Origin of the sequence: Hydrogenibacillus sp. N12, from assembly GCF_019645935.1 — a bacterium.
Taxonomy (GTDB): Bacteria; Bacillota; Bacilli; order Thermicanales; family DSM-22653; genus Hydrogenibacillus; species Hydrogenibacillus schlegelii.
The window spans coordinates 1,158,221-1,184,126 of the sequence record NZ_CP080953.1 but is presented as its reverse complement, the minus strand read 5'-3'; the positions used below and the strand labels follow the sequence as shown (position 1 = coordinate 1,184,126).

Here is a 25,906-nt window from a genome sequence, read left to right as displayed (position 1 = left end):
CCTTCCGCTCGCCTCCCCCTACGTCTTTCCCACCCGCTCCCGGCGATCGGTGCCTTCCGGTCGCTCGCCGACCAAAACGTCATCGAGGGAAGCGTAATCGCGGGTTTTGGGCGGGGCGCTCGTCCGGACGAGAATGACGTCGACACCGATCTTGACGATGTTTTCCCACGGCACGACGATCTCTCCGCCGCCGGAGAAAAGACCGAACAAGCGCCCGCCGGTGGGGATGATGAGCGCCCGAACCCGCCCTTCGACGAGGTCGAGTTCGAGATCCCCCACGCGGCCGAGGCGCTTGCCGTCGGCGACGTCGACGACGTCTTTGGTTTGGAATTCGGAAATTTTGATCATCCCGGTCACCCGCTTTCTCCTCTCCCTCACTATATGCCGGGAGTCGGAGCCGGTGACCGATCGATCCCCGCCGACCGTCCGGCGCTCTCCGGTGCGGCGCTCCCCAACGTTCAGCCCCCCGCCGCCGGTCAAAACGGCCGCCGGTTTTTTCCCGCGCTCCGGCCTCGACCGCGCCCGGTCGGATCGAGAACCGGGAGGCGTCATTCGCCGGGCTTGACATGTCGCTGCATCTGTCTCAGAGCGGCTTTTTCCAGGCGAGAGACCTGCGCCTGGGAGATGCCGATCTCCTCCGCCACCTCCATCTGCGTCTTCCCTTCAAAAAAACGCTTGGAGACGATGAGCTGTTCCCGGGGCCCGAGGTCATCGAGCGCCCGGCGGATGGCGACTTCATCGTCCCAGAACGCCTCCCGGACCTTCTCGTCCTTCACCTGGTCCATGATGTAGATCGGATCGCCGCCGTCCTGGTAGATCGGCTCAAAGAGCGACACCGGCTCCTGGATCGCCTCGAGGGCGAAGACGACCTCTTCCCGCGGCACGCCGAGCTCGGCGCTGATTTCCTCGATCGTCGGCTCCTCGCCCCGCTGAGCGGTGAGGCGATCCCGGACGGTCAGGGCCTTGTAGGCGATGTCCCGGAGGCTCCGGGAGACGCGGATCGGGGTGTTGTCCCGGAGGTAACGGCGGATTTCGCCGACGATCATCGGCACAGCGTAGGTCGAAAAGCGGACGTTTTGGCTCAAATCAAAGTGATCGATCGCCTTCATCAGTCCGATGCAGCCGACCTGAAACAGGTCGTCGACGTTTTCCCCGCGGTTGTTGAACCGCTGGATGACCGAAAGCACCAGGCGGAGGTTGCCGTGGATGAGCTTTTCCCGAGCCGTCGGATCCCCGCGATGCATCGCTTCAAAGAGCGCCCGCATCTCCTTGTTGGAAAGAACCGGGAGCGTCGACGTGTCCACCCCGGTGATCTCCACCTTCATCTTCACGCGACGTCCCTCCCAGGCGTTGCCGCCGGCTTGACCATCCGGCACCCGCGCCGTCCGGCGCCAGGCCGCACGCCGCTCGCCGCCCGAGCGCGTCGGAGCGCTGCCTAAAGTATCCCCTGCCCGGCGCATTTCATACGCTTCGGGAAGGACGACCGGAGGGCGACGGCGGGCGGCAACATGAGAAAAGCGACAACGCCGTAAGCGAAGCGGCGGCAAAGCCACGGGAGGGGCGCCGGGGAATCGCGCCGCCGAAGGGGCGCCGGTCAAGCCGGCGGAGCGGGGCCGGAAAGGACCGGCGAAGGTCCGGGCACCGCGGCAAAGCGCCTTCAGGCGTGGACGTCGATCTCGCTCTTCAGCCGCTTGATGATCCGCTTTTCCAGCCGGGAGATGTACGACTGGGAGATGCCGAGCCGGTCGGCGACCTCCTTTTGCGTCAGCTCCCGCCCGTCTTCGAGGCCGAAACGAAGCGCCATGATCGTCCGCTCCCGGTCGTCCAGCTTTTCGAGGGCGGCGTGGAGGAGTTCCCGCTCCACCGTCGCCTCGATGTCCCGCTCCACCTCGTCGTCGTCGGTGCCGAGGACGTCGGCAATGAGGAGTTCATTCCCGTCGCCGTCGACGTTGAGGGGCTCGTCAAGGGACACCTCCGCCCGGAGCTTGTGGTTTCGCCGGAGAAACATGAGGATTTCGTTTTCGATGCAGCGGGACGCGTACGTGGCGAGCTTGATCTTTTTTTCCGGATCAAACGTATTGACCGCCTTGATGAGGCCGATCGAACCGATGCCGATGAGGTCTTCGAGCACCGTGCCGCGCTGGTCGAACTTCCGGGCGATGTAGACGACGAGGCGGAGGTTTCGCTCGACGAGCGCCGAGCGAGCGGCAGGGTCGCCGGACCGAAGCCGTTCGATGAGCGCCGCCTCCTCTTCCGGAGAAAGGGGAGGCGGAAGCGACTCCGGTCCGCTCAGATAGTGCACCGGACGCCGGCGAACGAGCCGAAGCCGGACGAGGAGGCGAAAGACGGCCAGGCGAAGGGAAAGAAGCATCCGCCGAACGGCCGAGCGAAGGCTAAAGCGCATGCGCATCCCTCCTCTCTCTGGGGCTGGCCGGTCTTGAGCCGGCTGAGAAAAGGGAAAATAGACCGGGACCTTCGACCGGCGGCAAAAAGGGCCGCTCCCCGCCGCCGGCTACCGGGAGACGTCCGGCGCCTCATGAGATCGGCGCGCCGGGGAGGAAGCGGCGGGGCGCCACGCCGGCGGCAGCACGGCGGCGTAGACGCCGTCCGGATCGAGCGCCTCCGGCACGAGGGCAAAAAGCGGCGCCTTAAGCGCCCGGCGGCCGCGGCGCCCTTCCACGGCGGCCGCCGCGAACCGAACGGCGACAAGGAGTCCGGCGGCGCCGACGGTCCGGTACGGGATGAGGCGGGCGCGCCGTCGAAAAGCTTCCGGCAGGGCCGAAAGCACCGCCTCCGGCGACGGGCCCACCGGGACCTCGTCCCCCCGTCGATCGTCGTTTCCGGCGCCGGGCAGGGCGGGACCGCCGGCGTCCGCGAAAAGGGGCCGGACGCTCGTGAGCGCCACGAGCCCGACCGGCTCCCCGGAAAGGGGATCGGCGAGGTGATTGCCGGTGTCGATGAGGGCGGGGAGGGTCACGCTCCGCCCGCCTTCGGTCAGCGTCAACCGGACAAGCGTCTCTCCGGAGACGTCGAGCGGCTGAAAATGCAGCCGACCGAGGACGGCGGCAACCCCAAAGCCGGCGGCAAGGGTCGATAGCGCCGGAAGCGGCCGGATGAGACCCTCCGGCGTCACGGCCCCCGGCCCGACCGGCGCCGCGAGGGCGTCCAGCATGAGGGCAAAGCCCGCGACGGCGGCATAAGCGCCGAGGAGGGCCGCAAGCGCCCGGAAGAAGGCCCCGGCCGACGGCGGACGGAAGACGAGGCCGACCGCGACGGCGGCAAAGGCGCCCCGGACGAAAAGGGCGAGGAGCAGAGGAAGCGGCACGAACAGGAAAAAAACCGCCCCGCTTAAAAGGAGCACCCCGGCCAAAAACCGCCCGAGGGAAATCCGCCGGCGAAGGGCGTACGCCGCCAGCCAGAGGGCAAGGGCGTCGCTTAAAAAATCGATCAGCCAGAGCAGGTCGGCATAGACGACGACGGTCCTCCCTCCTTTCCCTCGACCGCCCGCCGCCAGGCCGACGCCGGCCGGAACGATCCGCCCGGTTCCGCCCCGCGCCCGAGCCGAAACGGGCCCGCAACGCGTCGCCCAGCGTCCGTGCAGCAGGGCAAGCCTTCCCGGCGCCGTCCCGCACCGAGCCAAAACGGCCTTCTCGGCACCGCCCGTCCGATCGGTCGGCCGGGCGTTTGCCCGTCCCGGTCCAAGTATAGCGCCGCCGCAAAGCATTGTTTGTCGAACGGCGGACATAAAAAAAGCGCCCGCGCGGGCACTTTCCCGAAGGGTGTCGATCAGGAGCGCGGGCGGTTCCGATTTCGAAGAAACGTCGGGATGTCGAAGTCGTCGAGGGTGATCCGCTCCCGGCTTGCGGCCGCCTCCCGTTCCGCCTCAAAGGTCGGCCGGGCCGCCTTCGGCGGCCGCCGCTCGGCCCGCTCCTCGTCGAAGCCGGTGGCGATGACCGTGACCTGGATTTCGTCCCGGAACTGCTCGTTGATCACCGCGCCGAAGATGAGGTTCACGTCGGGGTCGGAAGCGGCGTGAACGATCTCCGCCGCCTCGTGCACTTCGTAGAGGGTGAGGTTCGGGCCGCCGGTGATGTTCATGAGCACGCCCCGGGCCCCTTCGATCGACGTCTCGAGGAGCGGGCTCATGATCGCCTTCCGGGCCGCCTCCTGGGCGCGGTTTTCGCCGGAGGCGATGCCGATGCCCATGAGGGCCGTCCCCTTTTCTGTCATGATCGTCTTCACGTCGGCGAAGTCGAGATTGATGAGCCCCGGCACAGCGATGAGGTCGGAGATCCCCTGAACGCCCTGCCGGAGGACGTTGTCCGCCTCCCGAAACGCCTCGAGGATCGGCGTGTTTTTGTCGACGATCTCGAGCAGCCGGTCGTTCGGAATGACGATGAGCGTGTCGACCTTTTCCTTCAAGTTGGCGATCCCCATCTCCGCCTGCAGCGCCCGCTTCTTCCCTTCGAAGCGGAACGGCCGGGTGACGACGCCGACGGTGAGGGCCCCGAGGGACTTGGCGATCTCGGCGATGATCGGCGCGGCGCCGGTGCCGGTGCCGCCGCCCATGCCGGCGGTGACGAAGACCATGTCCGCCCCCCGGAGGAGGTTTTCGATCGCCTCCCGGGACTCCTCCGCCGCCTTTTTCCCGATCTCCGGGTTGGCGCCGGCGCCGAGGCCCCGGGTGAGCTTTTCGCCGATCTGGAGCTTGATCTTCGCCTTCGACTGGGCGAGGGCCTGAGCGTCGGTGTTGACGGCGATGAACTCGACGCCGGCGAGGCCGGATTCGATCATCCGGTTGACGGCGTTCGAGCCGCCGCCGCCGACGCCGACGACTTTGATCTCGGCCAGGGTGACGTTTTCCGTATCGAATTCGAGCATGTCCAAACCTGGTTCGTAAAACCTGCCGGAATGGCTTCAGGCAGGGACCCCTCCGAACCAGGCGTACACCTCCTTCCAGGGATAGAGGTTTCGGCCCGGGCACCCCACCCGGAGCGTCCGCGCTTCTCCCACACCCGAAGACGGTCCGGGCAAGCGCCCAACCTTTGCTTCAAACCTCCACGGCTTCAAACCTCCACGCGCCCCGCCGCGCTAGATGAGTTCGCTCAGCCAGCTTTTGACCTTGGCCAAAAATCCCGCCTCCCGGCTCCCTCCGCCCCCGGCGCGCCGCCTGGGCGCCTGGGGATCCGCCTCCAGAAGGCCCAGGCGGACGGCGTATTCGATCATTCCGATGCTCGCGGCATACCCCGGCTCCCGCACGCCGATCTGATCCGGCACCGCGAGGCGGCTTTCCGGATGGACGATCTCCCGGGCGACGGTGAGAAACCCCGGCAGGGCGACGGTGCCGCCGCTCCAGGCGACGCCGGCCGGGACGGCGGCGGCGTCCCGCTCCTCGAGCGCCTCCCGGATGAGGGCGAGCATCTCGACGAGGCGCGGTTCGATGATTTCGGCGAGTTCCACCTGCGAGACGACCGTCGCGGCGCTTTTCCCGATCGGCGTCACCTTGAACGTCACGCCGTCGGCCGCCTCCTGGACGGTGCTCGTCCCGTATTTGAGCTTCAGCCCTTCGGCCACATCTTCGCTCGTGGCGAGGCCGTGAGCGATGTCCCGGGTGAGGTACGCGCCGCCGAACGGCAGCACGACGAGATCGTGAAGCTCGCCGTCCTGCCAGACGGCGACCGTCGTCGTCTCCGCCCCCATGTCGATCCAGACTGCCCCGGCCCGGCGGGCGTCCGGATCGAGGTACGCCCAGCCGGCGCCGAAGGCCGGGAGGACGAGGGCGAGGGGTTCGACCTCGGCGCGGTCGAGCGCCCGAAGGGTGTTGTGGATCGCCGTCTTCGCGGCACTCACCAGCCGACCCCGCACCTCGAGGCGCATGCCGAGCATTCCGCGGGGATCCCGGACGCCGGAGAGGCCGTCGACGGCGTACGCCGTCGGCACGACGTCGACGATGACCCGATCCGGCGGGAGGTGGACGATCTTCGCCGCTTCGATCACGCGATCGACGTCGTCCTGGCGGATCTCCCGGTCGTCCCGTCCGACGGCGACGACGCCGGTGGTCTCGACGACGGCGACGCTCGGGCCGCCGACGCCGACGACGGCGGCGGTGATCGGCCGGTCGATCATCCGGGCCGCCCGATCGGCGGCCGCCCGGATCCCCTGCTCGACCGCTTCGATGTCGACGACCGTCCCTTTTTTAATCCCCACGGCCGGCGCCGTGCCGACGCCGACGATGTGATAGGCGCTTTTCGTCCACTCCGCGACGACGAGGCGAATCGTGTGGGAGCCGAGATCGAGGGCGGCTATGTAGAGTCCGTCTTTCATCCATGGCACCTCCGGCTACCGGTTTCATTCGCCGCGGGAGGCCGGTTTTCCTGTTTCCTGGTCTTTCTTGATCGGCGTTTTCGGCTCCGATCCGTAGGCGACGAAATACGCGCCGCCCCGGAGGAGGTAAAGCCGCCCGTGCACGCCCGGCGGGACGGCGGCAAGGTAGGCGTCCAGGTGCGCCATTTCCTCGGCGAACGCTTCCGGCGGGACGACCACCGCGTCGCCGGTCGTGAGATACACCACGAGGCGATCGCCTGCCGCCTCGCGGTCGATTTCCGAGATGAGGCGGGTGACCGCCGGCGAAAGCGCTCCGAGGGCCCGGGCGAGGGCCTCCTTGTCTGCCTTCGAAAGCCCGTCCGACAGCCAGACGGCGTCCGCCGGCCGCTTCCCCAGCCGGCTCATCGTCCCGGTCTCGAGCCAGAGGGCGCCGCCGGCCTCCCGGGCGACGGCGCGGGCTTCCTGAACCGTAATCGACAGTCGATTCGGAAAGCGCAGGCGGACGTCCGCCGCCGTCACCTCGCCGGAGCGAAGCAGCCGGTCCCGAATCGCCGCCGGCCGGACGAAGACCGGATCGCCGACCCGGACGCCGGCAAACCGGAGGATGTCCGCCTTCTCGAGGCGTTCGAGTCCCATCACCTCGATCTCCGCCAGGCGGCTGTAGGGCGAGCGGAGATAAGCGAGGATCGCCATGGAGACAAAAAAAAGAAAAGCGACCCGGCGCATCAGACAAACCTCCTACTCGCCTCCCAGTTTACGCTTTTTCGGCGGCTTCCTCAATAGGTCCTGCGGTCTACCGCGCGGCCTTCGGTCCACCGCCCGGCGGCCCGGCCGGTGCGCCGGGCCGGCCGTCACGCCTGCCCTTCCGGAGCGAGGAGCGGCCGTTCCGTCGTCCGGACGATCCGAGCGCCGAGGGCGGCAAACGTCTCTTCCAGCCGGTGGTACCCCCGGTCGATGTGGGCCGCCCCTTCGACGATCGTCACCCCTTCCGCCGCGAGACCCGCCAGGACGAGCGCCGCGCCGGCCCGAAGGTCCGTCGCCCGCACCCGGGCTCCGACGAGCCGCCGGGGACCCCGGATGACGGCGGTGTGGTAGTCGACGACGATGTCAGCGCCCATCTTCACGAGCTCCGGCACGTGGCGGAACCGCCCGTCGAACACCGTCTCGACGAGGACGCTCGTCCCTTCGGCCTGCGTGAGGTATGCCACGAGCTGCGGCTGCATGTCGGTCGGAAAGCCCGGATGGGGCGACGTCGACAGGCGGTGGATCGCCCGGTAGGGTCGGACGCCTTCCACGGCGATCCGATCGGGCGCCACCTCGATCCGAGCCCCGGTCTTGCGGAACGCGTCGATCACCGCCTCCAGGTGCTCCGGGATGACGTCCTCGAGCACGATCCGTCCCTCCGTGATCGCCGCCGCGGCGAGGACCGTCCCGGCGACGATCCGGTCCGGGATGACCCGGTGCGGCCGGGGCGGATGGAGTCGCTCCACCCCCTCGATCACGATGGCGTGGGTTCCGGCGCCCCGAATGCGGGCGCCCATGGCGTTCAGAAAACGCTCAAGGTCCTGGATCTCCGGCTCCCGGGCGGCGTTGACGATGCGCGTCGTCCCCCGGGCGAGGGTGGCGGCCATCATCAGGTTTTCCGTGGCCCCGACGCTCGGATAGTCGAGGACGATCGTCGTCCCCTCGAGGCGCGGCGCCCGGGCGAGGATCGTGCCGCCGTACTCGTGGATGACGGCACCGAGCTTTTTTAGCCCCTCGAGGTGCAGGTCGATCGGTCGGGTGCCGATGGCGCATCCCCCCGGATAGCCGAGGACGGCCTCGCCGGTGCGGGCGAGAAGCGGTCCCATGAGGAAGATGGACGACCGCATGCGGCTCATGAGCGCCTCCGGCACGACATTCGACCGAAGCCCCCGGGTGTCGACGACGAGCATCTCGCCCTCCCGCTTGACCCGGACGCCGAGGGCCACGAGGATCTCCGCCATCGACCGGATGTCCAGAAGATCCGGCACGTTCTCCAGCACGAACAGCCCGTCGGCCAGAAGGGTAGCGGCCAGGATCGGAAGGGCGGCGTTTTTCGCGCCGTGGACGCGGACGGTTCCGGACAGGCGCACGCCGCCCTCGATGACGAACGATTCCACGGTGGGCACCTCCGCTACCCCTCGCCCACCACCCGCACTTCTGTCTCTAAGGTCGGACCGAACCGATCCCGCACGGCGGTCCGGATCCGCTCGATCAGCCGGAGCACATCCCGGGCCGTGGCGCCGCCGGCGTTCACGATGAAATTGGCGTGAAGCGTCGAGACGACCGCACCGCCTTCCCGGGCGCCCTTCATCCCTGCCGCTTCGATCAGCCGGGCGGCGTAGTCCCCTGGCGGATTCCGGAAGACCGAGCCGCTCGTGCGCTCCTGAAGCGGCTGCGTCCGAAGCCGGTAAGCTTTGAGCCGGAGCATCTCCTCCCGGATCCGGACTCGATCGCCGGGGACGAGGCGAAGGTACGCCCGGGTCACGATCCCCGGCCGGCGCTGGAACACGCTCGAACGGTACGAAAGCTCCAGCGCCTCCGCCCCGAGGCGTTCCGACCGGCCGTCGGGCCAAACGACGTCGACGCCTTCCAGGATGGCCCGCATCTCGCTCCCGTGGGCGCCAGCGTTCATGAACACCGCGCCGCCGACCGATCCCGGGATGCCGCCGGCAAACTCCAGGCCCGAAAGCCCGAGCCCCGCCGCCTCCACCGCCAGCCGGACGAGGGGGTAACCGCCGCCGACGATGAGGCGATCGCCGGATGCCGAAAGCTCCCGAAACGCCGGCCCGAGGCGGAGGACGACGCCGTGAAACCCGCCGTCGAGCGCCAGGAGGTTGGACCCCCGGCCGATGACGAACCACGGCACCCCTTCGGCGCGGACGAAGTGAAGCAGCCGGACGAGCGCCTCCGGCGACTTCGGCTCGACAAACGCCTCGATCGGCCCGCCGATCTCCCACGTCGTGAGCGCCGAAAAGCGCACCCCCCGCCGAACGGTGCCGATGTCGAGCGCCTCCAGGCGGCGGATCCAGCCGTCCATGACGCTTCGCTCCTTCCTCAGGCCAGGGTAGCCTATGCGAAAGCCCAGTTCAGGGTGAATGCCCAGCCGGTCGTCTTTCCGGCGGTCGGCGCCGCCCCGGCGAAAGCGCCGCCCTTCGCCTCACACCGGCAACCGGTGCCGGAGGACGCTGTGGACCATCCCGAGGCCGGCCAGCACGATGACGAGGGACGATCCCCCGGCGGAAAAAAGCGGCAGCGTGATCCCCGTCACCGGGAGGAGCCCGACGACGACGCCGATGTTGATCAGGACCTGCACCGCGATCATCGCCGTCACGCCGACGGCCACGAAGGCGGAAAACGCATCCGGCGCCCGCAGGGCCGCCACCACCCCCCGCCAGACGACGACGCCGAACAGCGCCAGCACGAGCATCGCCCCGACGAAGCCGAGCTCCTCGGCGGTGATGGAGAAAATAAAATCGTTGTACGGCTCCGGCAGGTACGCGTACTTCTGCCGGCTCATGCCGAGCCCGAGGCCGAGGAGTCCCCCGGGACCGATGGCCAGAAGCGACTGGATCGTCTGGTACCCGGCGCCGAGCGGATCCTGCCATGGATCGAGATACGCGACGATCCGGGCGACGCGATACGGTGCGGCAAGGACGAGGGCCAAAAAACCCGCCATGCCGGCCAGCCCGAACAGCGCGAGGTGCAAAAGCCGGACGCCGGCAGCGAACATCATCACCACCGCCGATGCAAGGAGCACCGTCCCCGTCCCGAGGTCCGGCTGCAGCATGATGAGGCCGAACATCAAACCGGCGTAGAGGAGGGGAGGCACAAACCCCCGGCCGAACGCCGTGACCTCCGCCCCTTTTCGTTCGAGCCAGGCGGCGAGAAAGACGATCAGGGCGAGCTTCGCAAGCTCCGCCGGCTGGATCGAAAACGCCCCGATGCCGATCCAGCTCCGGGCCCCGCCCCGGACGACGCCGATTCCCGGGATGAGGACGATCACGAGAAGGAGCAAGGCCAGCGCGTACCCCTGCCGGGCGAACGGTTTCAATCGCACGGGCTCGACCTTCGACGTGACGCCGAACGCCATCAGGCCGAGGACGGCAAAAAGAAGCTGCCGCTTCGCGTAAAAAAACGGGTCGCCGAACTCATGGGCGGCGATGGCGGCGCTTGCGCTCAGGACCATGACCACCCCGAGGCCAAGGAGTCCGACGACCGCCCCGACGAGCGGCCCGTCAAGCGCCGGCGTCCCGGACGCCTTCCGTCCCATCGTCTCCCTCCTTCGGCCGAAGCGCCCAAACCGCCGCTTTAAACCGCCGGCCCCGCTCCTCAAACGAACGGAACTGATCCCACGACGCGCATCCCGGCGAAAGGAGCACCGTCTCCCCCGGCCGGGCCTCCCGCCAGGCGATGGCCACCGCCTCCTCCAGCGTACTCGCCGGCGCGACGGCAAAAAACCCCGACTCCGCTGCCTCCTTCCGGAGCCTCCCGGCCGTCTCTCCGAAGACGATCATCCGGCGGATCGTTCCGTCCTGCCAGAACGGCCGAAGCGGCGCGAACGACTCGCCCCGCTCGAGCCCGCCGGCGAGCAGAATGACCGGCCCGCCCAGCGCCTCGAGCGCCCGGACGACCGCCTCCGGGTTCGTCGCCTTCGAATCGTTGTAAAAACGCACCCCGTCGAGCTCCCGGACGAACTCCAGCCGATGCTCCACGCCGGTGAAGGCCTCGACCGCCCGGCGGATCGCCGCCGGCGGAACGCCGAGGGCGGATGCCGCCGCCGCCGCCGCCATCGCGTTTTCCACGTTGTGCCGCCCCGGCACCCGGAGCGCCGCCACCGGAAAGAGCGCCGTCTCCCGGTCGCCTTCCCGCCGGACGACCCAAGCCGCTTTGCCCGACCGCCGGACGGTGACGACCGCGACCGCCGAGGGCGGCGCCGCCCCGGGCGGAGGCGTCTTTCCCGCCGCGGCGACCGCCCAGTCCGCCGCCCCGCCCGAAGCGCCGTGAGCTCCGCCCTTTCCGGCGGCCCCTCCTGACGCGTCGGCGTCTTTGCCGATGCCGGCGTCCTCGCCCGATCCGCCGCCGAGGCCGAAGGCGATCGGCCGCACGCCGGCGTCCCGGAGGCGGGCCCAGAAGAGGCCTGCGCCGGCGGCCGGGAGCACTGCCGTCCCCGGCGCCCCTTCGGCGAGCGGCCGGAACAGCCGCCACTTTGCCTCGACGTAGTCCGCCATCGTCTCGTGGTAGTCGAGATGATGCGGCACGAGGTTCGTCAGAACCGCCACCTCCGCCCGGAACCGGTCGACGCCCTTCAGCTGAAAGCTCGAAAGCTCCAGCACGGCGATCATCTCCGGCCCCGCCTCCGGCGCCACCTCGGCAAACGGCCGGCCGACGTTGCCGGCGAGCGCCGCCGGCATCCCCGCCGCCTCCAGCATCGCGTAAAGGAGCGTCGCCGTCGTCGTCTTGCCGTTCGACCCCGTGATGCCGGCGATCCGGCCGGGAAACACGTGGTAGGCGAGCTCGACCTCCGTCTCCACCGGGATCCCCCGCCCGATCGCCGCGGCCACGAGGGGATGGCGGTACGGAATCCCCGGACTTTTCACCATCCGGTCGATCCCTCCGGACAGGACGACCTCCGGCGCCGGATCGCCGAAGAGGAGCTCGGCCCCTTGCCGGGCGAGCTCTTCCGCCCACCGGTGCGGTCCGGGCGACTGTTCCACCACGACGACCGACGCCCCGAGCCGGAGGAGAAGCCGCGCCGCCGCCAGGCCGCTTACGCCCGCCCCGAAGACGAGGATCCGCCGGCCGGCATACCGCCCGACCTCTTTGTCCGCCCGCATCGACGCCCTCCTTTCGCGCCCTCCGGTCCGCGCTGCGACCGTAACCGCGGCCGCCGCCGCGGCCCGGCCGACCCGCCGCCGAGAAAAACGCCCCGCCGCCCGAGCCCTCCGCCGGCCTCAGCGGCCGATCGCCCAGGCGACGGCGGAAAACGCCAACACCGCCTCCGCCGTCCAGAAGGCCAGGACGACCTGCCACTCGCTCCAGCCGACAAGCTCGAAGTGGTGGTGCAGCGGGCTCATGCGAAAAATCCGCCGCCCCCGGAGCTTAAACGACGCCACCTGCAAGATGACCGACAGCGCTTCGATGACGAAAAGCCCTCCGAGCCAGACGAGGAGGAGCTCCGTCTTCGTCAGAAGCGCCGACGCCGCCAGCGCTCCGCCGAGCGCCAGCGAGCCGGTGTCGCCCATGAACACCCGCGCCGGATGCGCATTATACAGCAAAAATCCGCCGAGGGCCCCCGCCAGCGCGGCGTTGAAAATCGCCAGATCGAAGCGGGACCCGTACCACGCCAGGACGGCGTACGCCGCCGACGCCAAGAGCATCGCCCCCGCCGCGAGCCCGTCCAGGCCGTCCGTCAGGTTCACCGCGTTCGTCGCCGAGAGAAAAAGGAGAAGGACGACGAAGAAATAGGCATCGCCGAGCTCCACCCGGCCGAAGGCGTACGTCTCGAGCGCCGTCGAAAAGCCGGTCGCCACGTACTGCCGGAAAAACACCGCCGCCAAAAGCCCCTGCGCCGCGAGCTTCTGAAGCGGCGTAAGCCCGAGGTTCCGCCGGAGCGCGATCTTGATCCCGTCGTCCAGGCCGCCGATCACGCCGTAGCCGAGGAAGGCAAAGGCGACGAGATAAAGCTCCGCCGACGGCATCGCCAGCAAAAAGGCCCCGAAAAGCGCCGCGACGATGAAAATCACGCCGCCCATCGTCGGCGTTCCGGCCTTGCCGGCATGCCACGCCGGTCCCTCGTCCCGGATCGCCTGGCCGAACTTCAACCGGCGGAGGAGCGGGATGGCGGCCGGACCCACCGCCGCCGCCGCCAAAAAACCGGTGACAAAGGCGATCCCGAGAAGGCGCGCCGCCATCACCGATCCACCCCGTCCGGCGCCGAGAGGGCCGCGACGATCCGCTCGAGCCCCGCCGCCCGGGAACCCTTCACGAGGACGATCGCCTCCGGACGGGCGTAGGCCGATAGGGCCTCGAGGAGCGCTTCCTCGTCTTCAAAATGCCGCGCCGCCCGTCCCCGCGCCCGAAGCGCCTCCGCAAGAAGAGCGATCTCCCGACCCACCGTCAGCACCTCGACCGCCTGAAAGGCCGGCTCCTCGGCGAGCGCCTGAAGAAGCGCCGGACCGTGCGGGCCGAGCTCATACATCTCCCCGAGGACCGCGACCCGGTGGCGGTAGCCGGGGACCTTCGCCAGCGTCCGGACCGCCGCCCGGACCGACGTCGGCGCGGCGTTGTACGCATCGTCGATGAGCGTCATCCCGCTCCGCCCGCGAAGCCGGCGCATGCGCCCGGGAAGGGGCGGAAGGTTCCGCCAGGCGGCGGACGCCGCCTCCGGCCCGACGCCGAAAAGCCGCGCCACGGCGGAAGCAAAGACCCCGACCGTCCCCAGCGCTTCGCCGGGAAGCGGTACCTGGAGCTCGGCCTCTGCCCCCCCGTCGACCCGGACCGCCCACACCGTCCCGTCCCATCCGTGATCGTCGACGAGGCGCGCCGCCACCCGTCCCCCATCGCCCACCGGCCACCGCCGACCGGGATAGGCGCGGACGGCCGGATGATCCGTCACGAGGGGTTCCGTCGCCGGATAAAAAAGATCGCCGGCCGGGGAGAGGCCGAACAAAAGCTCCAGCTTCGCCTCGGCGATCGCCGCCCGGGAGCCGAGGAGGCCGATGTGCGCTTCGCCGACGTTGAGCACGACCCCGACGTCCGGCTCCGCCGCCTCCGAAAGCCGGCGGATCTCCCCGGCGTGGTTCATCCCCATCTCCAGGACCGCCAGATCATAAAGTGAAGAAAGCCGGAGCAGCATGAGCGGCAGCCCGATTTCGTTGTTCCGATTCCCTTCCGTCGCGAGCACCCGGTACCGCGTCGAGAGCGCCGCGGCGAGGAGCGTCTTCGCCGTCGTCTTGCCGTTCGAACCGGTCACGGCGACGACCGGCCCGCCGAACCGACGCCGGTTTTCCCGCCCGAGGCAAAGGAGCGCCTGCCGGGTGTCGGAGACGATGAAATAGAGCCCCCCTTCCGGCGGCGGCCCGTGATCCTTCTGCCAGAGAGACGCCCTCGCCCCCCGGGCGAAGGCCTCCCGAACGAAATCGTGTCCGTCAAACCGCTCGCCGCGGATCGGAATGAAGAGCTCCCCCGGCCCGACCGTCCGGGAGTCAATCGACGCCCCGGCAAACGGCGCCCGCCAGAACCCGGGCCCTTCTGCCGGCCGCCCGTCCCCGTTCCCTGCGCGATCGGCACCGCCGCCCGACCGCCCGTCCACCGCCGGACGCCCGCCGCCGGCCGCCTTCCCGCCGGCGCCGTCCGGCCGCCCGACGACCGCTTCCGCCAGCCGCGCCACATCCGCAGGCGTCAGGAGCACCGGAAGCCCCCTCCTTCGAGCGCCCGCCGCGCCTCCACCCGATCGTCAAACGGATGCACCGTTCCCCGGACGATCTGTCCCGTCTCGTGGCCCTTCCCGGCGATGACGACGACGTCGCCCGCCTCCGCCAGCGCCACCGCCCGCTCGATCGCCCGCCGCCGGTCGACCTCGACGATCGTCCGTTCCCGGGCCTCGGCCGGGATGCCGGCGAGGATGTCCCGGATGATCGCCTCCGGATCCTCGTCCCGGGGGTTGTCGGACGTGACGACGAGGGCGTCTGCCCCCTCCGCCGCGGCACGGCCCATGAGCGGCCGCTTGGCCGCGTCCCGGTTCCCGCCGGCGCCGAAGACGACGATGAGCCGCCGGGCAAACGGCCGGACGGCGGCGAGCACCTGCCGGATGCCGTCCGGCGTGTGGGCGTAATCGACGAAGACCGAAAACGGCTGGCCGCAGTCGATCCGCTCCAGCCGGCCCGCCACCGGCGCCGCCGTCCGGAGCCCCTCGGCGATCGTCCCGACGTCGAGGCCGAACGCGAGGGCGCTGGCCGCCGCCGCCAGGGCGTTTTCCACGTTGTGGCGGCCGATGAGCCGCATTTCGACCGGCGCCGACCGGCCGTCCGCCGCAAGAAGCGTCCAGGACGAGCCGGTGCGGTCGAGCCGCACCCCGGCGGCCAGCACATCCACCCCGCTCCGAAAGCGCTCCTCCGGCCGCTCCCCGTCCCGGAGGAGGCCGTAGCGGACGACCGGCCGCACCGTCTCCCCGGCGAAAAACGAAGCGGCCGGGTCGTCGGCGTTCAGGACCGCCACGCCGCCGGCAAAGCCGAGGCCCTGGAAGAGCCGAGCCTTGGCCGCCCGGTACGCCTCCATCGTCCCGTGATAGTCCAGGTGATCCTGCGTCAGATTGGTGAAGACCGCCTGGTCAAAGCGGAGGCCGGCCACCCGCCCTTGGTCGAGGGCGTGAGAGGACACTTCCATCGCCACCGCCCGGACGCCGGCCGCCCGCATCATCCGAAGCGTCGCAAAGAGCGCCACCGGATCGGGGGTCGTCGCCTGCGCCGGCTCCCGCCGGTCGCCGTAGGCGACCTCCACCGTGCCGATGAGCCCCGTCGGCACCCCCGCCGCCTCGAGCACGTGCCGGATGAGGGCGGTGGTCGTCGTCTTCCCGTTCGTTCCCGTCACACCGATCAGGTGAAGTCCGTCGGCCGGCTGCCCGTAAAAGGCGGCGAGGATGAGCGGAAGCGCCCGCTTCGGCTCCGCCACCTCCACCGCCGCCAAAAACGTTCGCGCCGCCGCCTCCCCGTATCCCCGGGCGACGACCGCCGCCCGGGCGCCGGCGGCGGCCGCCTCCGCCAAAAAGGCGTGGCCGTCCGCCCGCGTCCCCGGAAGCGCCACGAAGAGATCCCCCGGCCGGACGCGGCGAGAGTCGATCGCCACCCCGTCGACCGCCGTCTCGCCGGCGCCGAAAAGCCGGGCAAACGGAAGGGTTTGCACCAGTTCGACCAGCCGCATGCCGTGCGCCGTCCTTTCCAGCCGCCTCTTTCAGTCTATCCGTTCCGGCGGCTTCGTCTACCTTTTCCATTGGACTTGTTTCATTGGATTCGTCAGGTATCATTGGGCTTGTCAGGTTCCGAATTCATGGGTGTGCCTTTTCAAGTTCCGAAGGGGATGTCCCCGGACGGTCCGGCCTTCAGGCGGCCCGGCTTTCGGGCCAAGGCCGGACGCAGACGCCCTTCACCATACTCTTTTTTAACGCCCGACGCAAGAGCCGGCCGCCGCCGACTCGCGACACGCCGCCGTGGAAGGCGCATTGCCGATTCGCCGCGCGCCTTCGGATGCGCCGTCCTACCGCCGGCCGCCGTCCGGCCGGGGCCCGAGGTAAAGGCGCACCTTGCCCCCCGGCGCGAGCTTCGTCCCCGGCGCCGGCGCCTGATCGATCACCACGTCGCCCGTCCCTTCGATTTCGAGGGAGAACGTGTAGAAGCTTCGCCGCAGGGCGTCGACGCTCATGCCGATGAAGTTCGGCACCTCCACCGGCGGCATCTCCGGATAGACGTATTTCGACTTCTTGAGCCCGCCGGAGCGGGGCGGGATGTCCAGGACGTTGAGCACATCCTCCAGCACCCGGCCGACGATCGGCGCCGCAACGACACCGCCGAACTGAATGCCCTCCGGATGGTCGACGGCCACGTAGGCGACGACCACCGGATCGTCCGCCGGCGCGAAGCCGATGAACGATACGATGTACTCACCGGCGAGATACCGGCCGTCGGGGCCGACCTTCTGCGCCGTCCCGGTTTTCCCGCCGACCCGGTAGCCGTCGACGTAAGCGCGGCTTCCGGTGCCGTTGGCGACGACCGACTCGAGCGCCCGCCGCACCTCCCGGCTCGTCGCCTCGGAGACGACCGTCCGCTTGGCCTCCGGCGCAAACGTCCGGACGACCGCGCCGGTCTTCGCATCGACGATCTTCTTGGCGAGATGCGGCGTGTAAAGCGTCCCCCCGTTGATCGCCGCCGAGACGGCCATCGCCTGCTGGATCGGCGTCACCGACACCCCCTGGCCGAACGCCGTCGTCGCCAGCTCCACCGGACCCATCCGCGCCTCGGAAAAAAGAAGTCCGGTGGCCTCGCCGGGGAGATCGATCCCCGTCTTGGCGCCGAACCCAAACGCCCGGACGTAACGCATGAGCGTCTCCTTGCCGAGCCGGAGGCCGAGTTCGACGAAGCCGGGGTTGCAGGAATTTTCCACCACCTGCAAAAACGTCTGATCGCCGTGGCCGCCGGGCTTCCAGCAGCGGATCCTCGCCCCGGCGACGACGATGGAACCGGGATCGAAAAAGTGCTCCCGATCGAGGTCGACCTTTTTCTCTTCCAGCGCCGCCGCCAGGGTGATGATCTTAAACGTCGACCCCGGCTCGTACATCCGCCAGATCGGCTGGTTGCGGTTGTACACCTCCGGCGGGTAGGCGCGGTAGTCGGCCGGGTCGAACGTCGGGTAAGACGCCATCGCCAGCACGTCGCCCGTCTTCGGATCGACGACGAGGCCGATGATGCTCTTCGGCCGGTACGTCTGCCAGGCGTCCGCCATCTCCCGCTCGAGAATCTCTTGAATGCGCACGTCGAGCGTCGTCACGAGGTCGTGGCCGTCTTCCGGCGGCACATATCGCGTCGGCTGCCCCGGCATCCGACGGCCCCGGGCATCGGCGTAAAAGGCGATCGCGCCCCGCCGGCCGGCGAGGACGGCGTCGTACTCGCGTTCGAGGCCCAAAAGCCCCTGGTTGTCGGCGCCGACGAACCCGAGGACGTGCGCCGCCAGGGTCCCGTACGGATACACCCGACGGTAGTCTTCGGCGACGTAGATCCCCGGAAGGCCGAGGCGCTCGACTTGCGCGGCCCGGTCGAGGGAAAGCCGCCGTCCTTCCGGCGCCAGGCGGACGAGAAGCTGCCGGCGGGCAAGAAGCTCCCGAAGGCGGGATTCCGCCATGCCGAGGACCGGCGCCAGCGCCCGGGCCGTCCCCTCCGGATCGGTGATCTGGGCCGGGACGGCGAGGACGCTCGGAGCGCTTTCGTTGTCCACGAGGACGACGCCGTTTCGGTCCAGGATCCGCCCCCGCTTCGCCTCAAACGGCACCTCCCGCGTCCAGAGGGCCTCGGCCCGGGCGAGGAGCGCATCGCCCTGGACGAGCATGAGATACGCCAGGCGGACGGCGATGAGAAAGAGCCCGGCCCCGACAAGGAGGCCGAAGAACGCGATCCGCCTCCGGACGGTCCGGTTCGTCGCCATCGCCCCCTTTCGCATCCCCTCCCCACCGTATGTCCGGGGAAAGAGGACTAGAACGGGGGCGTTCCCGCGGACGGGCCCCCTCGAAGCCCCTCGCAAGGTGGCCGCTCTTCGGCCGACCTCCGGAACGGGCTCACCCCTCCGCCGCGGCGGCGCGCCGCACGACCGACCCGATCGGAACGCCCGGCCGCCCGACGGACGGACCTTGGGCCGCCCGGCGTCCGGACGCTCAGCCGCCCGATCCGGACGGCGCATCGGATGCCCCAGGCGGCGGCGCCGGCGGCTCGAAGCGGACCCGGACCGCCGTCCCGGCCGCGACCCGGCTTCCCGGCGCCGGATCCTGGGCGACGGCATATCCCGTTCCGTCGAAGTCGGCCTCAAGCCCCGCCGCCTGAAGGAGCGCCGCCGCCTCCTTTTTCGAACGGCCCCGGACGTCCGGCACGGACACCGTCAAAGGGGCGTCGCCTTTCGCCTCCTCCGCCGGCGTCGCGCTCCTCTCAACTTCGCCGGCGGGAGGCATCCCCCGATCCGCCGCCGGCGGAACGCCCTGCTCCGCGGCAGGCGGAGCGCCGCCGGCGGCCGTCCCATCCGCCGGAACGGCCTGATCCGCCGCCCGCTTTTCACCGGCCGGAGGCGCGTCGCGGAGCCGATCCGGCGCCGGGGCATCCCCGTTTTCCGCGGCGCTCCCGCCGCCGGCGCTCCGGCGCCCGCCCCCCTCGGGCGGGATGTCCAGGTAGGCGAGCGTCTGGCTCATGATCGCCTTAAAGATCGGCGCCACGACCTCGCCGCTCGACGTCGCCGGAAGATCCGGCTCGTCGACGACGACGTAGACGAGCACCGCCGGGTCGTCGAGGGGGGCAAAGCCGATGAACGAATAAATATACGCCCCGTCCCGATACGTCCCGTCCGGGCTGAGCTTTTGCGCCGTCCCGGTTTTGCCCCCGATCCGGTAGCCGGGGATGGCAAACGCCCGGCCCGTCCCCACCGGCGACTCCACGACCGCGGCCATCGCCTCCCGCACGCGGGCCGACGCCTCCGGCGAAATCACCCGGCGCACCGCCGTCGGCTCCCGCGCTTCATAGACGATGCCCTCGTCCCGCCGTTCGATCGACCGGACGACGTACGGCCGCATGAGCGTCCCGCCGTTGATGGCGGCGCTCACCGCCGCCACCATCTGGATCGGGGTTACGGCGATCCGCTGGCCGAACGTCGTCGAGGCCACGTCCCGGGGCGGGACGAGGCGAAGGTCCGGTACCCTTCCCGCCGCCTCCCCCGGCAGGTCGATGCCCGTCCGGGCCCCGAAGCCGAACGCTTCGTAGTAGCGGGCGAGCCGCTCCCGGCCGAGGCGCTCGTAGCCGAGGATCGTCATGCCGACGTTGCTCGAGCGGACGAAGGCGTCCCGAAACGGGATCGTCCCCCAGCCCCGGACGTCGTTCCAGTCCCGGATCGGCGGCCGGATCTCCTTCGACCGATAGACGCCGGCCTGGTATGTCTCGTCCGGGTTGTAGACGCCCTCGTTGATCGCCGCCGCCAGCGTGATCGTCTTGAACGTCGACCCCGGCTCGAATTCAAACGCCACCGGCAGATTCAGATAGTTCGTGATCCGAGTGTAGTCGTTTGGGTCGAAGTGGGGGCGGGAAGCGAGGGCGTAAACCTCGAGCGTCTTCGGGTTGGCGACGACGGCAAGGAGATGCTTCGCCCGAACCTGTTCCGCCGCCGCATCGAGGGCATCCTCGACAAACGTCTGAATCGTCTGGTCGATGGTGAGCACGACATCCTTCCCGTCGACGGGCGGCACATAATCCTGAACGCCGCCGGGAAGGAACCGGCGACCGCCGTCGACGAGGAGCTTGAGCGCCCCGTCTCGTCCGGCGAGGACGTCATCCAGCGCCGCCTCCAGGCCCATCCGGGCCTCGCCTTCCTTATCGACGTACCCGAGCGTATGGGCCAGAAAAGCGCCGAACGGGTAGTACCGCCGCCGGTCCTCGACGAAGACGATGCCGGGAAGATGGAGCGCCTCGATCGCCGCCTTCGTCTCCGGCGAAATTTTCCAGCCGCCCGGCCGGAACTCCACCTGATACCGCCCCGGCTGCCGGAGAAGCGCCTCGATGCGCGCGGCGGGCATGCCGAGGTGGGGGGCCAGCGCCGCCGCCGTCTGCGCGGGATCGACGACGTGATCCGGCGCCCGGGGGCTCACCACGGCGATGACGTCGTACGCTGGCCCGTCGACGGCGAGCGGCGTCCCGTTCCGGTCGTAGATCGTCCCCCGCTTCGCGGGGAGGGTCTCCTTCGCCTGCCACTGGACCGCGGCCCGAGCGACGAGCGGCTCGGCGGAGAGCACCTGCAGGTAAAAGAGTCGGCCGAGGACGGCGAGGAACAAAAGGACGATCCCGCCGGCGAGAAGAAGCCCGCGCCGGACGATGCCGGCGCCGGGCGCGCCCCGCGTCCGATCGGCAGGGCGCATCACGGCATCCCGCTTTCGCCGGCCGATGTCCCGCCGCCGGCCGCCGCCTTTGCCTCCGCCGAACCCGCTTCATTGCCGGATCCCGCCTCAGGCGCCGGCGCGAGGGGCGAGGAACCCGCGGCATCGGCCGCCCGGGGCAGAGCCGCGATCACCGCCACGCTTTCGGGGCGGGGCCTGAGCCCCATGTCTCGGGCCACGGCGAGGATCCGTTCCGGCCGTTTGAGCTCGGCCACTTCCAGCGTGAGCGCGGCGTTTTCCCGCTCCAGACGCTCGATCTCGGCCGTCGTCCGGACGAGCCGGTCGTTCAGCACAACCGCCTGAGCCATTCGGCCGAGGACGGCCAGATAGACGACGGCGAGGACCAAGACGTAACCGAAGTAGAGGAGCTTTTCCCCGGCCTCCAGGCCGGCCTTCCGGGCCGCGGCCGTCCGGGCCACCGCCGAAGAAGCCGGATTCGGCGAAGCGGTCGCCCTCGGACGGGCCGCTGCCCCCGCCCGGGCCGTCACCAGGCCGGCCGGGCCGGCGGAAAGCACCGGCTCTTCCTGAAGGAACGCATTTCCCGACACCCGTGTGCGCGCCATGTTCGCTGCCCCCCGTCTTCCTGTCCTCTCCTCAGAGCCGTTCCGCCACCCGGAGCCGCGCCGATCGGGCGCGGGGGTTTGCGGCGACCTCCGCCGCTCCCGGGACGATCGGCCGTCGGGTGACGAGGCGAAGCGTCGGCGTCTCGCCGCACGGAAGCTCCGGCGGAAGCCCGCGGGCGCCGCACGGATCGGCGCCCGCGCGAAACGTTTCCTTCACGAGGCGATCTTCCAAAGAGTGAAAGCTGATGACGGCGATCCGCCCGCCCGGCCGAAGCCGGTCGATCGCCTGCCGGAGCGCCCGGCGAAGCGCCTCCAGTTCGTCGTTGACGGCGATGCGGAGGGCCTGAAATGTCCGGCGGGCGGGATGGGGCCCCGTCCGGCGGGCGGGGGCGGGAATCGCCGCCTTGACGATTTCGGCGAGCTCCGTCGTCGTCCGGATCGGCGCCTTGGCCCGAGCCCGGACGATCGCCCGGGCGATCTGGCGGAAAAAGCGCTCTTCGCCGTAATCCCGGAGAATCCTCTGCAGGGTTGCCTCATCGGCCTCGTTCACAATCGCGTAGGCCGTCAGGGGCTGCTCCGGATCCATCCGCATATCGAGGGGCGCCTCGACCTGGTAGCCGAACCCCCGGGCGGGGTCGTCGAGCTGCGGCGACGAGACGCCGAGGTCGAAGACGATCCCGTCGATCGCCGGCGCCCCCAACCCCTCCAGCACCCGCCCCAGCTCGACAAAATTCGCCTTCACGAGGCGAAGCGTTCCCGCCCGGAGGGCCTCCGGAAAGCGCGCCTCGCCGGCCCGGATCGCCGCCGGGTCCCGGTCGAAGGCGATCAGCCGACCGCTCGTGAGCCGGGCCAGGATCGCCCCGCTGTGGCCCCCGCGGCCGAACGTCGCATCGACGTACCACCCGTCCGGCCGGATCCGGAGCGCCTCGATCGTCTCCTGAAGGAGCACCGAGACGTGGTCGCCCTCCGGCCGATCGGGAGGATGGCCGGCATTCCGACCGTCCCCCGTCCCCTCCGCACCGCCTTCGCCGGCCGCATTCCCGTTCGAAGTCCAGCTCTGCCGAACCAGGCCTGCCCCTCCTTTCCCGAGCGGACCGCCTCCGCCCGTTCGGGCCTTCGACGAACCGTCACCCCTCGAAGTCCAGAAGCCGCTCCGCCGTCTCCGCCACCAGGGCGCTCTGTTCGGCGGCGTAGCGGTCCCAGCGCCCTTCTTCCCAGATCTCCACCCGGTTCATCACCCCGAGGATGACGCAGTTTTTCTCAATGCCGGCGTACTCCAGAAGCGGCTTCGGGATCGTGATCCGCCCCTGCCGGTCCGGCGAAAGTTCCACCGCACCGGAAAAGAAAAAGCGGGTGAACGCCCGGGCGTCGGCCCGGGTAAACGGGAGCGCCCGGAGTTTTTGCGCGATCTTCTCCCACTCTTCCAGAGGATAGACAAAAAGCGCCTGCTCCAAGCCGCGGGTAAGGACGAAGCGCTCGCCGAGGCCCTCCCGGAGCCGGGCCGGCAGCGTAAGCCGCCCCTTCTCGTCGAGGGCGTGCCGGTACTCGCCGAGAAACACGTCCGTCCCCCCGCTATTCCCCACTATCCACCACTTTGCTCCACCTGTTCCCTTCGACAAGGCCAAAAAAAAATCCTGCCCGGCGGGCAGGATTCGTCCGTAAAAGTTATGCACCATTCACGCCCAGCGGGCAGCGTACGCCTCCTGTTCCGGCGTCGGCCGGTCGATGGCGATTCCCAGCGTCCGGAGCTTCATCTCCGCCACCGTTCGGTCGATCGCCTCCGGAACCGGGTGCAAAGCCGGCGGAAGGGGCCGGCCGGCGCGATGTTCCCGGGCGAGCCATTCGAGGGAGAGCGCCTGCAGGGCAAACGTCATGTCCATGATCTCCGCCGGATGACCGTCGGCGCCAGCGAGGTTGACGAGGCGTCCCTCCGCGAGGACGTACAGCGTCCGGCCGTCCGGCAGCCGGTAGGCGGTGACGTTCGGCCGGACGGCGTCCACCTCGACGCTCATCCGCCGGAGGGCTTCAAGGTCGATCTCGACGTCGAAGTGGCCGGCGTTGGCGAGGATGGCGCCGTCTTTCATCCGGGGAAAGTGCGCCTCTCCGATCACGTGGTAGCCGCCGGTGACGGTGACGAAGAGATCCCCGACCGCCGCCGCCTCCGCCATCGGCATCACCCGGTACCCTTCCATGTGCGCCTCGATTGCCTTCACCGGGTCGATCTCCGTCACGACGACGTCCGCCCCCATCCCCCGGGCCCGGAGGGCGACGCCCTTGCCGCACCACCCGTAACCGACGACGACGAACGTCTTCCCGGCCAGGGTGAGGTTGGTCGTCCGAAGGATCCCGTCGATGACCGACTGGCCCGTGCCGTAACGGTTGTCGAAAAGATGCTTCATCCGGGCGTCATTCACCGCGACCATCGGGAAGGCGAGGCGCCCCTCCCGGGCGAGCGCCCGGAGGCGGGTCATCCCCGTCGTCGTCTCTTCGGCGCCGCCTTTGACGCCGCCGGCGAGGTCCGACCGCTCGGCATGGAGAAGCTTGACGAGGTCGCCGCCGTCGTCGATGAGAAGCGTCGGCCGCGACGCCTCGAGGTTGTCCAGGAGGAGCGCCCGGTATTCGTCTTCCGACACCCCCCGCCGGGCAAAGACCCGCACCCCGGCCCGGGCGAGGGCGTGGGCGACGTCGTCCTGGGTCGAGAGCGGGTTCGAGCCGGAGATCGTCACCTCGGCGCCGCCGGCCTGAAGCACGAGGGCGAGGACCGCCGTCTTCGCCTCGAGGTGGAGCGCGATCGACACCCGCTCCCCGGCGAGCGGCTTCTCCCGCTCAAACCGCTCGGCGATCGCCCCGAGGACCGGCATGTGCCGGCGAGCCCACTCGATCTTTTTTCGTCCGGCGTCGGCATCCGCCGCCCGGTTGAACCGTCCGTCCAACGCGCCACCCCTTTCCGTGCTCGATCCGCGCCGCCGGACCCGACCGGCGAAAGGTCCGGCCAAAAGGCCGCGTCGGCCGCGGCCCAAGCCGAGGCCCGCGACCTATCCGCCGGCCCACGTCCGGAAGACGCCGATCAGAAACAGCACGCCATATTCTATCACAAACACAAAAAGCGCCGCGAGCCAGACGATCCGAAACGCCCGGGCCCAGCCGACAGACGGCCGGCGACGGACGAACGCCACCGCCAGCGTGCCGCCGGCCAGGGCGGCGGCGGCGAGCGTCACCACGAGACCGGCGATGCCGCCGGCGACTTCCTGCCAGAGGGCGGCGTCGGCGAGGAGAAAAAAGACCGTCCCGACGTAGAGCGCCCAGAGCGTCGCTTCCCGCCGGTCGCCCGTCGCCCGGAGCGCCACGACCCAGGCCAGGGCCATCGGAAGCGGCGGCAGGAGGATGAGGACGCCGAGGAGCGCCTTGACGACTTGGGCCATCGAATCCCCCGCTTCACCGGTCCGCCGCCGGACGGCGTCGCCGGATGCCGGTCGCCGGAAACTTCCCGGCCCGGACCGACGCCGTTTGACCGCGGCGGTCTTTCGGACGTGTCTTTCGACGCCGAGGCTCCCGATTCCTTCCTGATCCCGCCCCCCCGCGGTCCCGCGCGCCTTCACCGCCCGGCGCGCTTTCACCCGCGGCCGGCGGTCCGCTCAGGCGTCGGCCCGGCCGCCTTTCGGCAAGGCGGCTTGTGCTGGCCCGCCGCCTCCGGTAAACTGGCCTTAAAGGACGGACGGAGGTGTGAACGATGCCGTTTGCCGTCGAGCGGCTCAAGATCAACTACAAAACGCTGGAAGAATTCAAGAAATTTCGCGAGTACGGGCTGCAGGAGCTTTCGATGCTCGAAGACCTTCAGGCGAACATCATCGAGGACGACGCCGACTCGCCCTTTTACGGCATCTACGACGGCGACGCCCTCGTCGCCCGGATGAGCCTCTATCTCATCGACGCCAAATACGACCGCTACTTCGATCCGCCACAAGATTTTTACGAACTCATGAAGCTGGAAGTCCTGCCGGCGTACCGGGGCCGCGGCCTCGGCCGGATGCTCGTCGAACACGCCAAAAGCCTCGGCAAGCCGATCAAGACGAACGCCCGCCTCGGCTCGGCGCCGTTTTGGGAAAAGCTCGGCTTCGTTCCGGTCAAGTACGATCCCGAGCGGGACCGAGGCGAAAACCCGTACGTCTGGCTGCCGGAGGGCGTCCGCCTCGCCCCGACGAAGCCCCGAGGAGAAGGCCGAAAGCCAAACGCTTGACTCCCATCCTTTTTTCGCTGCGCCTCCCGGCTTCAGGGCCGGAGGCGCATGTTTTTTGGGCGGCTTGGCAGACTAAGGGTTGGCAGACGA

At 69.7% G+C, this 25,906-nt stretch carries 22 protein-coding genes and 1 pseudogene; 1 reads left to right on the top strand and 22 read right to left on the bottom strand.

Features of this window, described 5'->3' with window-relative positions:
- Positions 1-18 precede the first annotated feature (18 nt).
- From K2M58_RS05515 to K2M58_RS05415, 22 genes and pseudogenes are all read right to left on the bottom strand, one after another.
- Positions 19-348, bottom strand: a complete 330-nt coding sequence (locus tag K2M58_RS05515; RefSeq protein ID WP_220678814.1) for a YlmC/YmxH family sporulation protein — start codon at positions 346-348, stop codon at positions 19-21.
- 200 nt (positions 349-548) lie between these two features.
- Positions 549-1,325, bottom strand: coding sequence for an RNA polymerase sporulation sigma factor SigG (gene sigG / locus K2M58_RS05510; protein ID WP_220678813.1), 777 nt, complete (start codon positions 1,323-1,325; stop codon positions 549-551).
- A gap of 332 nt (positions 1,326-1,657) precedes the next feature.
- Entirely contained in the window at positions 1,658-2,404 is a 747-nt protein-coding gene (sigE, locus tag K2M58_RS05505) for an RNA polymerase sporulation sigma factor SigE (RefSeq protein WP_252393546.1), read from the bottom strand.
- A 108-nt stretch (positions 2,405-2,512) separates the two neighbouring features.
- Positions 2,513-3,640, bottom strand: coding sequence for a sigma-E processing peptidase SpoIIGA (locus tag K2M58_RS05500; protein WP_220678610.1), 1,128 nt, complete (start codon positions 3,638-3,640; stop codon positions 2,513-2,515).
- A gap of 146 nt (positions 3,641-3,786) precedes the next feature.
- The gene (gene ftsZ, locus K2M58_RS05495; protein WP_220678609.1) at positions 3,787-4,881 is read right to left on the bottom strand and encodes a cell division protein FtsZ; all 1,095 of its coding nucleotides are present in this window, start codon (positions 4,879-4,881) and stop codon (positions 3,787-3,789) included.
- 210 nt (positions 4,882-5,091) lie between these two features.
- Positions 5,092-6,324 carry a cell division protein FtsA gene (gene ftsA / locus K2M58_RS05490; RefSeq protein WP_220678608.1) on the bottom strand — a complete coding sequence of 411 codons (1,233 nt, stop codon included), beginning with the start codon at positions 6,322-6,324 and terminating at the stop codon, positions 5,092-5,094.
- Positions 6,325-6,348: 24 nt separating this feature from the next.
- Complete coding sequence (locus K2M58_RS05485) at positions 6,349-7,050, bottom strand: cell division protein FtsQ/DivIB (RefSeq protein WP_220678607.1); 702 nt, start codon at positions 7,048-7,050, stop codon at positions 6,349-6,351.
- A 125-nt stretch (positions 7,051-7,175) separates the two neighbouring features.
- Positions 7,176-8,465, bottom strand: coding sequence for a UDP-N-acetylglucosamine 1-carboxyvinyltransferase (gene murA / locus K2M58_RS05480; protein ID WP_220678811.1), 1,290 nt, complete (start codon positions 8,463-8,465; stop codon positions 7,176-7,178).
- A 14-nt stretch (positions 8,466-8,479) separates the two neighbouring features.
- Positions 8,480-9,385 carry a UDP-N-acetylmuramate dehydrogenase gene (gene murB, locus K2M58_RS05475; protein ID WP_220678606.1) on the bottom strand — a complete coding sequence of 302 codons (906 nt, stop codon included), beginning with the start codon at positions 9,383-9,385 and terminating at the stop codon, positions 8,480-8,482.
- Positions 9,386-9,505: 120 nt separating this feature from the next.
- Positions 9,506-10,618 (bottom strand): putative lipid II flippase FtsW, encoded by a 1,113-nt coding sequence (gene ftsW, locus K2M58_RS05470; RefSeq protein ID WP_220678605.1) that lies wholly within the window; start codon positions 10,616-10,618, stop codon positions 9,506-9,508.
- Complete coding sequence (locus K2M58_RS12865) at positions 10,584-11,138, bottom strand: glutamate ligase domain-containing protein (RefSeq protein WP_289628277.1); 555 nt, start codon at positions 11,136-11,138, stop codon at positions 10,584-10,586. Before K2M58_RS12865 ends, ftsW begins: the two co-directional genes overlap by 35 nt.
- 291 nt (positions 11,139-11,429) lie before the next feature.
- A pseudogene (locus K2M58_RS12860) lies at positions 11,430-12,218 on the bottom strand (Mur ligase family protein); the annotation flags it as partial.
- An 81-nt stretch (positions 12,219-12,299) separates the two neighbouring features.
- The gene (gene mraY / locus K2M58_RS05460; protein WP_220678603.1) at positions 12,300-13,259 is read right to left on the bottom strand and encodes a phospho-N-acetylmuramoyl-pentapeptide-transferase; all 960 of its coding nucleotides are present in this window, start codon (positions 13,257-13,259) and stop codon (positions 12,300-12,302) included.
- Positions 13,259-14,758, bottom strand: a complete 1,500-nt coding sequence (gene murF, locus K2M58_RS05455) for a UDP-N-acetylmuramoyl-tripeptide--D-alanyl-D-alanine ligase (protein WP_220678602.1) — start codon at positions 14,756-14,758, stop codon at positions 13,259-13,261. Before murF ends, mraY begins: the two co-directional genes overlap by 1 nt.
- Positions 14,749-16,266: a UDP-N-acetylmuramoyl-L-alanyl-D-glutamate--2,6-diaminopimelate ligase gene (locus K2M58_RS05450; RefSeq protein WP_220678601.1), complete on the bottom strand. Its 1,518-nt coding sequence runs from the start codon at positions 16,264-16,266 to the stop codon at positions 14,749-14,751. The genes murF and K2M58_RS05450 overlap by 10 nt, the downstream gene beginning before the upstream one ends.
- Positions 16,267-16,599: 333 nt before the next feature.
- Positions 16,600-18,552 (bottom strand): stage V sporulation protein D, encoded by a 1,953-nt coding sequence (locus K2M58_RS05445; RefSeq protein ID WP_252393545.1) that lies wholly within the window; start codon positions 18,550-18,552, stop codon positions 16,600-16,602.
- Between the two features lie 211 nt (positions 18,553-18,763).
- Complete coding sequence (locus K2M58_RS05440; RefSeq protein WP_220678600.1) at positions 18,764-20,998, bottom strand: penicillin-binding transpeptidase domain-containing protein; 2,235 nt, start codon at positions 20,996-20,998, stop codon at positions 18,764-18,766.
- A complete protein-coding gene (locus K2M58_RS05435; RefSeq protein ID WP_220678599.1) occupies positions 20,998-21,579 on the bottom strand; it encodes a hypothetical protein in 582 nt (193 codons plus the stop codon). Before K2M58_RS05435 ends, K2M58_RS05440 begins: the two co-directional genes overlap by 1 nt.
- A gap of 31 nt (positions 21,580-21,610) precedes the next feature.
- Entirely contained in the window at positions 21,611-22,528 is a 918-nt protein-coding gene (gene rsmH, locus K2M58_RS05430) for a 16S rRNA (cytosine(1402)-N(4))-methyltransferase RsmH (RefSeq protein WP_220678598.1), read from the bottom strand.
- A gap of 178 nt (positions 22,529-22,706) precedes the next feature.
- A complete protein-coding gene (gene mraZ, locus K2M58_RS05425; RefSeq protein WP_066202294.1) occupies positions 22,707-23,138 on the bottom strand; it encodes a division/cell wall cluster transcriptional repressor MraZ in 432 nt (143 codons plus the stop codon).
- Between the two features lie 117 nt (positions 23,139-23,255).
- Positions 23,256-24,512: an adenosylhomocysteinase gene (locus K2M58_RS05420; RefSeq protein ID WP_220678597.1), complete on the bottom strand. Its 1,257-nt coding sequence runs from the start codon at positions 24,510-24,512 to the stop codon at positions 23,256-23,258.
- Between the two features lie 102 nt (positions 24,513-24,614).
- The gene (locus K2M58_RS05415; RefSeq protein ID WP_220678596.1) at positions 24,615-25,001 is read right to left on the bottom strand and encodes a DUF3397 family protein; all 387 of its coding nucleotides are present in this window, start codon (positions 24,999-25,001) and stop codon (positions 24,615-24,617) included.
- Positions 25,002-25,309: 308 nt separating this feature from the next.
- Here K2M58_RS05415 and K2M58_RS05410 point away from each other — a divergent pair, with 308 nt between their 5' ends.
- A complete protein-coding gene (locus K2M58_RS05410; RefSeq protein WP_220678595.1) occupies positions 25,310-25,816 on the top strand; it encodes an N-acetyltransferase in 507 nt (168 codons plus the stop codon).
- Positions 25,817-25,906 lie beyond the last annotated feature (90 nt).